The organism is Bacillus sp. FJAT-47783 (genome assembly GCF_022808615.1).
Classification (GTDB): Bacteria; Bacillota; Bacilli; order Bacillales; family Aeribacillaceae; genus Bacillus_BZ.
Map to the genome: position 1 here is coordinate 22,541 of NZ_JAKZKS010000028.1, position 12,908 is coordinate 35,448.

The 12,908-nt window shown below is 37.5% G+C and carries 12 protein-coding genes and 1 pseudogene; 6 read left to right on the plus strand and 7 right to left on the minus strand.

The window, feature by feature from the left end; translation table 11 throughout:
• Positions 1 to 114 precede the first annotated feature (114 nt).
• The 4 genes from MLD65_RS15765 to MLD65_RS15780 are packed head-to-tail and all read right to left on the minus strand — an operon-like array spanning position 115 to position 3,108.
• The gene (locus MLD65_RS15765) at positions 115 to 2,058 is read right to left on the minus strand and encodes a tetratricopeptide repeat protein (protein ID WP_243292814.1); all 1,944 of its coding nucleotides are present in this window, start codon (positions 2,056 to 2,058) and stop codon (positions 115 to 117) included.
• Positions 2,059 to 2,107: 49 nt separating this feature from the next.
• Positions 2,108 to 2,356: a helix-turn-helix domain-containing protein gene (locus tag MLD65_RS15770; RefSeq protein ID WP_243292815.1), complete on the minus strand. Its 249-nt coding sequence runs from the start codon at positions 2,354 to 2,356 to the stop codon at positions 2,108 to 2,110.
• Positions 2,349 to 2,516, minus strand: a complete 168-nt coding sequence (locus tag MLD65_RS15775) for a YvrJ family protein (protein ID WP_243292816.1) — start codon at positions 2,514 to 2,516, stop codon at positions 2,349 to 2,351. The genes MLD65_RS15770 and MLD65_RS15775 overlap by 8 nt, the downstream gene beginning before the upstream one ends.
• Complete coding sequence (locus MLD65_RS15780) at positions 2,509 to 3,108, minus strand: sigma-70 family RNA polymerase sigma factor (protein ID WP_243292817.1); 600 nt, start codon at positions 3,106 to 3,108, stop codon at positions 2,509 to 2,511. Before MLD65_RS15780 ends, MLD65_RS15775 begins: the two co-directional genes overlap by 8 nt.
• Before the next feature lie 368 nt (positions 3,109 to 3,476).
• Here MLD65_RS15780 and MLD65_RS18175 point away from each other — a divergent pair, with 368 nt between their 5' ends.
• Entirely contained in the window at positions 3,477 to 3,611 is a 135-nt protein-coding gene (locus tag MLD65_RS18175) for a hypothetical protein (RefSeq protein ID WP_279326108.1), read from the plus strand.
• Positions 3,612 to 3,746: 135 nt separating this feature from the next.
• Positions 3,747 to 4,601: a CvfB family protein gene (locus tag MLD65_RS15785; protein WP_243292823.1), complete on the plus strand. Its 855-nt coding sequence runs from the start codon at positions 3,747 to 3,749 to the stop codon at positions 4,599 to 4,601.
• A 778-nt stretch (positions 4,602 to 5,379) separates the two neighbouring features.
• Here MLD65_RS15785 and MLD65_RS15790 read toward each other — a convergent pair.
• Positions 5,380 to 6,384 (minus strand): nuclease-related domain-containing protein, encoded by a 1,005-nt coding sequence (locus MLD65_RS15790; RefSeq protein ID WP_243292818.1) that lies wholly within the window; start codon positions 6,382 to 6,384, stop codon positions 5,380 to 5,382.
• 109 nt (positions 6,385 to 6,493) lie between these two features.
• Positions 6,494 to 6,967 (minus strand): annotated as a pseudogene (locus MLD65_RS15795) (metal-dependent hydrolase).
• A 137-nt stretch (positions 6,968 to 7,104) separates the two neighbouring features.
• Here MLD65_RS15795 and MLD65_RS15800 point away from each other — a divergent pair.
• The 4 genes from MLD65_RS15800 (at position 7,105) to MLD65_RS15810 (ending at position 11,345) form a co-directional block, all read left to right on the plus strand.
• A complete protein-coding gene (locus MLD65_RS15800) occupies positions 7,105 to 7,437 on the plus strand; it encodes a MerR family transcriptional regulator (RefSeq protein WP_243292819.1) in 333 nt (110 codons plus the stop codon).
• Between the two features lie 110 nt (positions 7,438 to 7,547).
• A complete protein-coding gene (locus MLD65_RS15805; protein WP_243292820.1) occupies positions 7,548 to 8,822 on the plus strand; it encodes an ammonium transporter in 1,275 nt (424 codons plus the stop codon).
• A gap of 212 nt (positions 8,823 to 9,034) precedes the next feature.
• Positions 9,035 to 9,460 (plus strand): exonuclease domain-containing protein, encoded by a 426-nt coding sequence (locus MLD65_RS18495; RefSeq protein WP_481748542.1) that lies wholly within the window; start codon positions 9,035 to 9,037, stop codon positions 9,458 to 9,460.
• An 889-nt stretch (positions 9,461 to 10,349) separates the two neighbouring features.
• Positions 10,350 to 11,345 carry a Gfo/Idh/MocA family protein gene (locus MLD65_RS15810; RefSeq protein WP_243292821.1) on the plus strand — a complete coding sequence of 332 codons (996 nt, stop codon included), beginning with the start codon at positions 10,350 to 10,352 and terminating at the stop codon, positions 11,343 to 11,345.
• Positions 11,346 to 11,718: 373 nt separating this feature from the next.
• Here MLD65_RS15810 and MLD65_RS15815 read toward each other — a convergent pair whose 3' ends face one another.
• A complete protein-coding gene (locus MLD65_RS15815) occupies positions 11,719 to 12,588 on the minus strand; it encodes a Cof-type HAD-IIB family hydrolase (RefSeq protein WP_243292822.1) in 870 nt (289 codons plus the stop codon).
• Positions 12,589 to 12,908: the final 320 nt, after the last annotated feature.

Below are 12,908 nucleotides of genomic sequence, written 5' to 3' on the forward strand. Positions count from 1 at the left end.
ATAAAGTGTTTGAGCAAGACTTAAGCTTAATGTCAGCCTTTTTTATCTGTTGTGTTGTGGTGTCAATACACATAGAAGAAACCTCTCTAATGTTAGGAGGTTTCTTCAAAATAATTATTCTAAAATTTCAACTAACGATTCTATGATGTCTCCTTTGTTATCTAACCATAGATGCCCTGACTCTTCTACGTAAATGATCGCTTCATTTTCATCACCTGGTTTGAAATAGGACGGGATTGAATCAACTTCTATATCTTCTAATAAATATTCCAGCACAAAGGGGTTACGTTTTATTGCGTCATTTCGTAACTGTTTCGCTCGATTTGTCGATCCGTTTTCTAATAGTTCGATTAAAAGCTTATTGTAGACGAAATGGACGGAACCATCATTTGGATAATTATTAAGTAATTGTTTTGCTTTATTGAGTTGATTCGTCTCTACAAAAGCATTAAATAAAATAAAGCGCACACCTTGATTGTCATTTGGGTTTAATTCAAGAAGTTCTTCGAAATGGAGAATGGCTTCGTCAAGTTGGTCATCCCCATATAACATGTAAGCATAGTTGTACTTTGCTCGCATAAATGGTCTCGTCTTCACAACTCCCCAAAAATGACCTTTATTTTCTTCAAAAAATGCTTTGCCGAGAGACTTTTCTCCTCGAATCATTCCTTCACGATAGCAATTCAACGCTTCTTCAAACGTATTCGCTTCTTCAGCTAATATATTATAAGCATCCGCATTATTTGGATCAAGATTCAGCACTTTTTTGATTAGCTCTTCACGTTTTCTCCCCGACGCCTCATATGCATCAAAAGCAAGTTCTTGTGCTTGTTCTTCTTTTGTCAAAGGTCTAGATGGAACAGATTCGTCGTTTAAAAATGTATTCAAGTCGTCCATATTTTCAAAATCAACACCTTCTAGCTTTCGCTCACTCTCGAGAAGAGAACGCTCCATCATAAAGCGATTCGTCGTAAATGGGGATTCTTCTAAAAAGTCGTCTGAATCGTGTTCTTGAATTCCTTGTACAATACTATCGATCTCATCAGCTAAAACCTCTTCCATCATTCGCACACGCTTTGAGATACTACTTGCGCTTGCACCGTAGCGACTAGCCAATTCTTTAAAAGTAACTGTATCGAATCGATAGACTAAGTTATCGACTAAATAGTGTATCGCAGCTGCATATATCCCCTTATTTTTGATTATTGGTGATTCTCTTTCACAATACTTAAACCAAAGGGTTACACCTAATCCTACTAAAACATCTGCATTTTCTTCATTTTTCATTTCTGTCTGAAATTGTTCAACTACCTCTTTATGAACAGGAGACTCCCACGGCATATTCTCAACGATCTCAGACTGGAAAGAACTAAAATAGCAAGCATCTAACACTTTAAGAAAATCTCTTTGCAACCATTCATTCGGGCTAAACATATCGCTATTTTCGTATAATTTAAATATTGTATTTTGAATCGCTGTTGCTTCTTCCTTTGAAAAATCCATGAAGGTTGTAAAGGGGGTTAGCGTATCTCCCATTGGAACAAAAATTCCGGTTATCACTATACCTTCGGAAATGTCATTTCTTTCTTCTAATAGAATCACTGTTGATTGATCCTTTGTTAAAACATCTTGAACAACGAGTTCATTTTCATGAATGGAAACGACTTGTAAAACGAACGGTTTCCCTTTTACCCAAGACTTGAGAATTTCAGCTATTTTTGGACGCTTAATCGACCGAAGATGTTTGTCGATATAAAACTCAATGCACGTTTTTCCATCTACTACCGGGCAACTAAATAAAGCATTGTTTATCCCCATGAACCAATAGATTTCTTCTAAATCATCTGGCATGAAAAGATCTTCTAGCTGTTCTGCTACAAGCATACTAAGTTCATCCTGATAGTAACTAATCGAAAAATCAATGATGTCTTTTTGTAGTTCTATTAATTCATTGTGTACGACTTGATGCATCGAAATAACCGCATTTTTTTCACAACATTTTTTGTACTTCTTCCCGCTTCCACAAGGACATGGCTCATTTCGCCCTACTTTTAACATTCATTTCAACCTTTCTCATCATTATTCTTGTAATCTATTATGACCGAAATTACCTTTTCTTAAAAGGAATTTTCTTTTTCACATATTGTGTGAATGTAGGTACACCCTTTACATCATAACGAATAATCATTTCTAGCAGCTTCCGTTTTAATTCTTGCTCTACGTCTTGGTGATGTTGAATCGGTACTTTTTGTAACGAGTATTTCACTTTCGGTTCATAAATAGTGATGATTTGTTGGAGCGCTTGACTATCCCCGCTCTTCGCTGCTTTCATTGCATCATATAAATGTTCATTCATTTCTTCTCACTTCTTTCATTCGGTCTTCTAATTGTTTCATTACATCCTCTAAGCTTTCGATTCTTTTTTCAAAACGGAATAGTAAATAAAAGGTCATCATCATTGGAAATCCAACGTTATTTACCACTTGTAGCCATTCTGTTACAGTTATTTCAGTCATACCAATCTCCTCCTTCAAATGATCTTTTTAACTTTTCTAGCGCTCGTTTTTTCGTTTTCGATACCGTCTGCTGGCTTTTGTTTAAAGATTTGGCAACTTCCGTATCCGTTAAATTTTCGCGGAAAACTAAATCGAGCACTTCCCTTTCTTTGTTCGTTAAATGTTGAAAAGCTTTAAATAAAGCTGCACTATTGATTTGTTCTTCTAGCCGGCCACTGTTTTTTAAGTAAATAGAAAACAGATCCGCTCCTTCATCAACAAGAAAATCTTTAAAAGTAGCTTCTTCTTCAGAAGAAAGCGGTTTGTCCAATGTTAAAAGCATCGTTTGTTCCATTTCCCTGCGTTTTTTATCATCGTTCATACAGTGAAAGTGTAAGCTTTTTGAAACATATGAAGTAAACCGAATGCGAAAGTAAAAAGCTTGAAACGCTTCATCAAGCGCTCTTACATTTTGGCAATTTGGATCGTGAAGTGCTCGTTCATATAACTTTCGGTGACTTTCCTCTTTGAAAAAGGATTGAAGTAACCGGTCTGTTTGGATGAATTCTTCTAGCTTCATGAATAATTCCTTCTTTTGAAATAGTCGTGTCATGTTCCACCTCTAATAAAGAACGTATGTTCTATTTTGTGGTTAAAAAAAGAAGGCTCTTGTAGCCAAAGTGTTTTCCTTATTGTACCTACTAAATGATTTTTTTCCAATCAGACAATGTTCTTATATTATATAAAGAAGAAAATTCCTCATTTTTTACAACCTATTTTATAAGAAATGTTGAAGCTGTTGTGTTTGCTAGATAAGCAATCCTACTTTAGATCAGGAGAAGATCATAATATGGATGGTTTTTTTAATTAAATCGTAAACCCGCTCATATAATAGGAAGATATAAACAATTCATGATTTATTGTATGCCAATAACTTGACATGTCGAAAATGATATAAAACGAATATAGGAGACGATAAACATGATATGGGGATTTGTCATTGGCGTTTGGTTAATGCTCGTTTGTGTATTTATGAGTATTTTTCAAGCTGGGAAACGAGCGGATAAAGCAAGTGAGGAGTATTGGAAGAAAAAGGACGAGGAAAAGAAACTTTGAAAAGAGGATGGGTTATAGTGATATAACCGTAATTTAATCGTGGAAAATTCATTTTTTCTTTTGTCACGAAACGAACATATAGTACAATTAAGCTCGATACTAACTATAAAGGAAGATTTGAATATGAACAAATTAATGCCAGGGGAAATGGCGACCTTAACCGTAAAATCCGAAGTACCTTATGGTTACTTTTTAACAAATGGAACGGAAGATGTACTCCTCCATCAATCAGAAATAGAGCAAGAAGAGCAGCTTCAAATTGATGATACTGTGTCGGTGTTTATTTATCACGATCACGACGGACGACTTTGCGCATCCATGAAAACACCGAAAATCTCTACGGAAAAATATGATTGGGTTGAAGTTGTTGATGTTGTCCCTAAACTAGGTGTGTTTATCGATATCGGCCTGACGAAAGATATTTTACTATCAGCCGATGATTTACCACCTCTTCCGTCCATCTGGCCCGAAAAAGGAGATCAGCTGTATTGTTCATTAAAAGTAGATAAACGCGGTCGGTTACTCGCGAAACTTGCGACAGAAGATGTCATAAAAGAGCTAGTCGTAGAAGCACCAACGTCTGCTTTTAATCAAAATATTCGTGGCCGTGTGTATCGCTCATTGAAAGTCGGCTCGTTTATTCTATCCGATGTTGGATACCGCGGATTTATTCATGAATCAGAACGCAAGCATGAACCGAGACTTGGAGAGATTGTAGATGGCCGTATCATTGAAGTAAAAGATGATGGTACCGTAAATGTTTCATTGCTTCCCCGTAAACATGAATCAATTGAAGACCACGCCGAAATGATTTATACCTTCATGGAAAATCGCGGCGGCGCAATGCCATATACGGACAAAAGCGATCCATACGACATTCAAGCTCGCTTTCATATTAGTAAAGCAGCCTTCAAACGTGCTCTCGGGCGTCTAATGAAGGAGAAGAAAGTATATCAAGAAGATGGTTGGACGTATTTTGTGAAGGAATAGTAGTGGGGACCTTCCCCGCACTCGTTCGTTATGTGCGGGGAAGTATTCTATTTTTCTTCCGAAGCAAGCCTTAATATGAAACTATACCTTTTAAAATGGGCAGTTTCTCATCAGTTCACTACGATTTTCTCGCTTTTCACCACTTTTCGGATCACTTTCCCCTTTTTCCACCACTTCGCGACTACTTTTTCTCGCTTTTCACCACTTTTTCCATCACTTTCTCACTTTTTTTCATCACTTTCCCTTTTTTCCATCACTTCTCAACTACTTTTTCTCGCTTTTCACTACTTTTTCCATCACTTTCTCACTTTTTTTTATCACTTTCCCTTTTTTCCATCACTTCGGGACTACTTTTTCCATCACTTTCTCACTTTTTTTCATCACTTTCCCTTTTTTCCATCACTTCACGACCACTTTTTCTCGCTTTTCACTACTTTTTCCATCACTTTCTCACGCTTTTTCATCACTTTCCCCTTTTCCCTTCACTTCTCGACTACTTTTTCTCGCTTTTCACTACTTTTTCCATCACTTTCTCACTTTTTTTCATCACTTTCCTTTTTTTCCATCACTTCACGACCACTTTTTCTCGCTTTTCACCACTTTTTCCATCACTTTCTCACTTTTTTTCATCACTTTCCCTTTTTTCCATCACTTCGGGACTACTTTTTCTCGCTTTTCACTACTTTTTCCATCACTTTCTCACTTTTTTTCATCACTTTCCCTCGTCCTTCCATTACTTCAATAATACTATTTCTCACTTTCTTTACCTCTGTCACCATTAAATCCCCGCCGTTTTTGAGTCAATCAAAGTTTGCAACTTATATCGCCTACCCTTCGTTGTACCTGTATACTCTAGCTGAAAAGTATTTAGTAATCGGTAAGCAGATTGTGTACTAGGTAAGTGCAAGAACCTTCGACATTCTTTATTTGTAATAGACTCACCGATAAGTAAGGCATAGTCTCTTAAAGAATGAAGATGAGCATCATTTGATGTTTGATTACATTTGTTGCAATGCCATTTATTTCGATTTGGGTGTTTTTGGATAGGAATATAATTACAATGTGGACAATGAACACCTGTTTGTATTTCTAACTTTCCAATTTTATATTGAGATAGGATATCTGGGTTCAGAGGGGAGTGGTATTTGTTGAAGTAACGTGAAAGTTTGTTAACTTCCTTAGTTGTGAGTTGGAGTTTTTTGTATTTTGTTTCAAAGTGTTCGATTTTATGAAGCAAATTTGTAGAACGAATCACGATTTGTCCAACTTCATTTGTATTACCAGTGCTTTTTAAAAGCGTTGCGGGGTTGGTTATAACAATGATTGTTTCAATTGGAAGGTGAAACATCTCTTTAGATTTGAGGATGGAACGCATCATTTTCTTCTGTCTGTTCAGCTGTAATATCGGATCCGGGAATGCTTCTTCTTGTCCATCTTTTATTCGAATTAACTGACTGAATGCTCGATCAAAAATTATTGTCCCCATAATGTTTTTTACTTCAATAATGAGCAAGAAGCTTTTGGATAAAAGAACTGTATCAAATTGCGCAAACTTATTTTCCCCTACTGGTAAACGCAAATCATGAAATAGGTAGTATTGACTTTTAGGTAAATCGCTAAAAAAATAGTCTAAAGATTGTTCTCCTTCAAATCCTTTTTTATACTTCGCTAACCGTTCTTCAACCAGCGGCCGTTTAGGATGGTTTTCATCTAGCCTCCTCAATAAAGCTTCACACTTTTGCAATCCTAGAGGAATCATTCGTTCCTTTTTAATCAAATTCATAACACTCCTTTCATTTTTTGGCCTGAACAAAATAAAAAATGGAGTCAGTGATGTACATGACATTCACTGACAAAAGAAAATACATGACTATTTTACCATTATATATATTTCAGTTAAAGAAACTTACATACCGAAAGTAGCTTACTAGATAAACGATCGCAAACAACAAAATCACCTTCTCCCCTATCCCACCCGTTTGATAAACAGGCAACCCGATTCGTTTTTTGGAAAATGGCAAGAAAAGGGGAACTCCCGCTTTCGAAAGTGCATCCCCTGCAATATGTAGTATGTAACCAACGGCTAATCCTTTGAAAATATCAAATGGGTAGTTTTACGCAAGAAGGATTAATAGTAGGCAAGGAAGTATGGAGTGCATCATCCCACGATGACCAAACAACCTTTTTACTACTACTGATACACCTTTACTCCTTCTACCAATATAGGATTTCGGCTCATCGATATCCGGGAGCACACTACCGAGCGTCACACCTGTTACGAAAGCTATATTTAATGGTAAGTCACTATAATCTGCCATGATCACTGCTCCTGCAAGTGAAGTAGCAATATGTGTGTAATATCTCATGATGACAACCTCCCTGCCCCATCTTACAAGAAGCACCTAGACTAATCAACTAATGTTACTTTTTCTCACATATACAGTTACAATTTATAACAATATTCAGTATAATCTAAATATAAACATTTTTCGAGGTGAAGGCTATGGGGTATGACAAACAAGAATCGTATAAAGATAAAAAAGTTATAACAATCGGGGTTGTGAGTGAGTTAACAGGATTAACCGAGCGACAAATCCGTTATTACGAAGAGCGAAAACTTATTTTTCCTGAAAGATCAAAACGAGGCAGTCGTAAATATTCATTTTCCGATGTTGAATTATTAATGGAAATAGCGAACAAGCGAGAAGACGGCATGCAAACATATGAAATTCGCCAAGAAATGATAAAAACAAAGAAAATTGAAGACCCGAACGATATCCGCAAACGAATGCTGAGAGGCCAGATTAACGCACGATTCGGTGTTCAACAAGACTAATTCCCCTCACCACAAAAACCATGTTATATTTCCTTACAAAATACCAACATTAAATCTTACATTCAAGTAAAATTTTAATTAACTTACAGCAAATGAAAGGGGAAAGTTAAATGGACACTACGTTTTTGTTAAACAGTATTTGGGTGATGGTGGCAGCGGTTCTCGTCATTTTAATGATGGGTGGATTTATTCTTCTCGAAACAGGATCAACGCGCATGAAGAATGCTGGACATATTGCTGGTAAAACCATTTTGACATTCGCTCTTAGTTCACTTGTTTTCTGGGCTGTTGGATATGGGCTCATTTTTGGAGAAGGAAATGCATTCGTTGGTTTAGCGGATTTCTTTTATTCAGGGTATGACATCGAAGGTCTAGGTCTTTCAGGCGCTGTCTTTTTCTTATTCCAACTCGCATTTGCAGGAATTTCTTTAACCATTGCCTTTGGTGGTTTTGCAGAGCGCGCGAAGCTTTCTAGCTATCTCTTTTTTTCGGTCCCATTCTCCGTTTTGGTTTATCCGATTATTGCCCATTGGATTTGGGGGGGCGGCTGGTTAGCTGAACACGGGAAACAAGATTTTGCTGGCTCTACCGTTGTACACTTAACGGGAGCGATGGCAGCTCTTGCGGCAACGATTTTATTAAAACCTCGTATTGGCAAATATAACAAAGACGGTTCGGCAAACGATTTGGCTGGTCATAACCAAGTATTCACAGCACTCAGTGTTTTACTATTATGGGTAGGTTGGTTCGGATTTAACGCAGGCAGTACATTAGCAGTCGATGGGGCATTCTTTGGCTTCGTTGCAGTCAATACAAACTTAGCAGCTGCTGCTGGAACAATCGCTGCCTTGATCATTTCTTCGGTTGTAACAGGAAAAGCCGATGTGCCCATGATGTTAAACGGCGCTTTAGCAGGTTTAGTTGCTATTACAGCCTCTTGTGCTTTCGTTAATGTATGGGCAGCTGTTGTGATTGGATTTGTCGCAGGAATTTTCGTTTTCTACAGCATCCGCTTCTTTGAAAAACGCCGGATTGATGACCCAATCTTTGCTCTTTCAGTTCACGGTACAGCCGGTGTATGGGGAACATTATCGACAGGATTTTTTGCTACTCCTGAATTAGCATCCGTCGGGAAACCAGGTTTATTCTATGGCGGCGGGTTCGAACAGCTTGGCGTTCAAGCACTCGGTGTCTTTACTTCCGGATTGTATGCATTCATTGTTTCTTTCGTCTTATTAGCAGTAATGAAAATAGTGATGAATGGATTACGCGTAACAGAGGAAGAAGAAATTATCGGCCTAGACGTTAGCGAGCACGGCAGTTACGGTTATCCAGAATTACTTCGTACTGAACAAAATCACGCATCACTCCAAAAATCTATATAAATGAGGTGGGTGATCATTGACGAACAGCACCTACTCACATTTAAGAAATATGCGCAAAAATAAATTCCAGAATATTCAATTAAACAACTCCCATCTTAATACGTTTCACGACTATTTTACTACAGCTACGATTATTGTACGGACAACACGATAACTATGAGGCAGGCCACTATTTACAAGTTGATAAGCTTAATAAATGACAAATAATAGAAATAAAGGAATTAACCAACATTCAAGAAACTGAATTGAAAACCGCTCCCCCGCTATCTGAAGTGTTTCTTCAATTTGATCAATTTATCGAAGGAAGAACATTAGTCGCTCATCATGCAAAGCATGAACAAGCCTTTATGAAACAAGCTAACCGACTAATACGACCGAACAGTGAGAAACGCATTCTGGATACCTCTTTTTTCATTCGGCTTATCGATCCTAAATGGAGCGGATTGACGCTGGATGAATGCTGCTTCCTATGTGGTGTTGAAATCCAAAACCGACATCACGCTCTTGAAGATGCAAAAATGACAGCTCAACTTTGGAGGCATTATGTAAAGAAGGCAAAGGAGAGGGGCTGCAAAAGTATAAGGGATATGTACGAGGTGGTGGCGAGAGGTGGAGGATCCCTGCTGGAGGAGAGTTAAACAAACGTTTAATTAAAAAAAGAAAGAACCTCCAATCCCTAGGGTGGCGGCTTTTTAACGTTCGATTAACTTCAGATGGTGGTAGGCTCCTAAATAATACTCGTGGTGTTAAACAAACGTTTAATTAAATAAAAGAAGGATTCTCCAATCTCAAGGTTGGTACTTTTTAACATTCGATAAGTTTCAGGTGCTGACAGACACCTAAATAATGATGGGGATGTTAAACAAACGTTTAATTAAATAAAAGAAAGAACCAACAATCCCAAGGGTGGTGGCTTTTTAACATTCGATTAACTTCAGGTGGTGGCAGGCACCACAATAATACTGGAGGTGTTAAACAAACGTTTAATTTATAAAAGAAGGAACCTCCAATCCCAAGGGTGGTGGCTTTTTAACATTCGATAAGTTTCAGGTGCTGACAGACACCTAAATAATGATGGAGATGTTAAACAAACGTTTAATTAACAAAAGAAAGAACCATCAATCCCTAGGGTGGCGGCTTTTTAACGTTCGATTAACTTCAGATGGTGGCAGGCTCCTAAATAATACTCGTGGTGTTAAACAAACGTTTAATTAAATAAAAGAAAGAACCAACAATCTCAAGGGTGGTGGCTTTTTAACGTTCGATTAACTTCAGATGGTGACAGGCTCCTAATATTCCCCTGCATCCTCAAAATAACCTCAGCAATGAAAGCAGATCCGATAAAGGTTCCAAGAAATACACAGAAGGCAACGACTATACTGCGCCATCGTAAGTTGACAAAATTTGTCCAGTTTCGGTCGAAAGTATGGAACGTGGACACTAGTTGTTACTTCTATCAAAGGAGTGACAGTCATCTAACAAATTGTTAAGATAAAGTCATATTCATCTTAGAAGGAGGAAACACCCATGATCAAATTCGCAACAATTGGAACAAGCTGGATAACTGAAGAATTTATTAAAGCTGCGAAAGAGATACAAGAGTTCTCATTAACAGCTGTTTATTCAAGAACTGAGGAGCAAGCGAAAGAATTTGCCGAAAAAGTAGGAGCCAAAAGGACGTTTACGAGTATAGAAGCGATGGCGAAAAGCGATGACATTGATGCTGTTTACGTCGCAAGCCCCAATTCCTTTCATGCAAAACATGCGATTTTTTTGATGAATCATGGCAAACATGTTCTATGTGAAAAACCTATTGCATCGAACAGTGCTGAAGTAAAGGCAATGATTAAAGCAGCCAAGGAAAACGATGTTGTATTAATGGAAGCCATGAAAACGACACTCTTGCCAAATTTCCAATCCGTTCGTAAACATATACATAAAATCGGGAAAGTTCGCCGCTATTTCGCAAGCTACTGCCAATACTCATCTCGTTATGATAAATATAAAGATGGAATTGTACTAAATGCGTTCAATCCAACGTTTTCAAATGGCGCCTTAATGGACATTGGCATTTACTGTCTTTATCCACTGGTCGTGTTATTTGGAAAACCACAAAGCGTTCAAGCATCGAGTGTAATGCTTGAGTCTGGTGTCGATGGAGAAGGAAGTATTATTCTTAAATACGAGGATATGGATGCTGTTGTCATGTATTCAAAAATTACGAATTCATACGTCCCTTCTGAAATTCAAGGGGAAGAAGGAAGCATCGTCATCGATAAAATCCACACGCCAGAAAAAGTCGACATTCACTATCGTAACGGCCAAACAGAAGATATCACCAAACCTCAAGAAAATCACTCTATGTATTACGAGGCAAAGGAATTTATCGAATTAATTCAATCAGGAAAACGAGAATCTACGATTAATTCTCATGACCATTCACTCACTACGATGGAAATTATGGAGGAAGTAAGGAAACAGACAGGGATTGTGTTTCCAGCGGATGAGGCAAGTGTTGATTAATATGAAAAGTCAACCGAAAATGTAGGAGAGAGGACAGCCGTTTTGCTGTCCTTTTTGTATTGAAAGTACCAGAGAAACTAGGAATCCGCAAGTTAAGGGTTATTTTGCGCAAGTTGTGAAAATTACCCGCAAGCTTATGAAAAAATTCCGCAAATCATGAAAAACGGCGCAACCTACGTGAAGTTGCACCGCTTTCGCAAGTTTCTACAAACTTTTTCTTCTTTATATATACAGAAGCCTCGTGGATAGATTAAAGCGGGCGATTGCGGAACCACAATTTTTCCCTTTAAATATTCAGAAGCCTCCCATAAAAACCGTGCGTATACACGCTCCAATTCGTTTTTCTCCTTTATATATTCAGAAGCCTCTCCTTTTACATCTTGGCATATTCCTTCAACATTTCTTCAATCGCATGAGCCACTCCGTGTTCATTATTTGTTTTCGTGACAAAGTGGCACACTTTTTTTATTTCCTCTTCCGCATTTCCCATGGCCACACTTCTTCCCGCTCGTTTTAGCATCGAAAGATCATTGAAGTTATCACCGATCGCCATGACATCTTTCATTTCGACTCCCCGCTCGGCAGCAAATTTTTCTAGTGCCATCCCTTTTTGTGCATTTATATGATTGATTTCTAAATTTTCGCGACCAGAAGAGGTAATACATAGGTCTTTATCATCGATAAGTTCAGCTTTTACATGAGCTAACTTTTCTTCTTCAACAGAGAAAACAAGTACTTTGTAAACCTCCAAATCAGGAAGTTTCAGCAACTCACGAAAACTATTAATAAACTTTATGTATCCTAAAGCTACGTGTTCATTAAAATGTTCTTTCACTTTCCTTTCATTAATATCTAAGTTCGCACTTTTGACAATATCGATTCTCACTTGAAGTGACCGTTCTTTACTCACCGAATAGATACCGATGTTTGTGCAAACTTCAAAATGGATGTCATGTTGTTTACATACTTCATCAATTTTAATAAAGGACTCTGAAGCAATCGGAACACTGACAAGCTTTTCACCTAACGGATTACGAACATCAGCACCGTTTAAACAAATAATTGGCACATTTACATTCACCTTTTTCAGAAAGCTTGTTGCCGTTTGATACGTCCGACCTGTAGCAATCACCACTTCGACTCCTTGTGATTGCGCCTTTTTAATCGCATTTGCGTTTTCATCCGTAATCTCTTCTGCACTGTTAAGCAATGTTCCGTCCATATCAATGGCGATGATTTTCATAATTTCAATCTCTCCTTTTAATAAGGTTTGACTTGTTTTTGTACAATGTACATTATACGCTTACTTTATCTAGTTTTCCTCACTAATTGCTTTCCCATTGTATATTACATTTAACCGAAATAGTCAAGGTAACGATATTATCCCTCAAAAAAATATCATAACGTTTAAATTTACCGATTTTTAGATTATTATACCTGAATTATTCATAGAAAATCAGTAACTTAGGTTAATCCCTTGTTTTTCAAGCCTTTCCGGCTTTCTAGTTTTGCACGAAAAAAATGAAAAAAGAATCCATTTCTGTTAAAGTTTAAGTAACCACA

Excerpts from the sequence above, each read along its gene's own strand:
- MLD65_RS15805 (WP_243292820.1), top strand. The coding sequence starts at position 7,548 with ATGGACACTACGTTTTTGTTAAACAGTATTTGGGTGATGGTGGCAGCG.
- MLD65_RS15765 (WP_243292814.1), bottom strand. The coding sequence starts at position 2,058 with ATGTTAAAAGTAGGGCGAAATGAGCCATGTCCTTGTGGAAGCGGGAAG.
- MLD65_RS15770 (WP_243292815.1), bottom strand. The coding sequence starts at position 2,356 with ATGAATGAACATTTATATGATGCAATGAAAGCAGCGAAGAGCGGGGAT.
- MLD65_RS15780 (WP_243292817.1), bottom strand. The coding sequence starts at position 3,108 with ATGACACGACTATTTCAAAAGAAGGAATTATTCATGAAGCTAGAAGAA.
- MLD65_RS15785 (WP_243292823.1), top strand. The coding sequence starts at position 3,747 with ATGCCAGGGGAAATGGCGACCTTAACCGTAAAATCCGAAGTACCTTAT.
- MLD65_RS15810 (WP_243292821.1), top strand. The coding sequence starts at position 10,350 with ATGATCAAATTCGCAACAATTGGAACAAGCTGGATAACTGAAGAATTT.
- MLD65_RS15815 (WP_243292822.1), bottom strand. The coding sequence starts at position 12,588 with ATGAAAATCATCGCCATTGATATGGACGGAACATTGCTTAACAGTGCA.
- MLD65_RS15775 (WP_243292816.1), bottom strand. The coding sequence starts at position 2,516 with ATGACTGAAATAACTGTAACAGAATGGCTACAAGTGGTAAATAACGTT.
- MLD65_RS18175 (WP_279326108.1), top strand. The coding sequence starts at position 3,477 with ATGATATGGGGATTTGTCATTGGCGTTTGGTTAATGCTCGTTTGTGTA.
- MLD65_RS15790 (WP_243292818.1), bottom strand. The coding sequence starts at position 6,384 with ATGAATTTGATTAAAAAGGAACGAATGATTCCTCTAGGATTGCAAAAG.
- MLD65_RS15800 (WP_243292819.1), top strand. The coding sequence starts at position 7,105 with ATGGGGTATGACAAACAAGAATCGTATAAAGATAAAAAAGTTATAACA.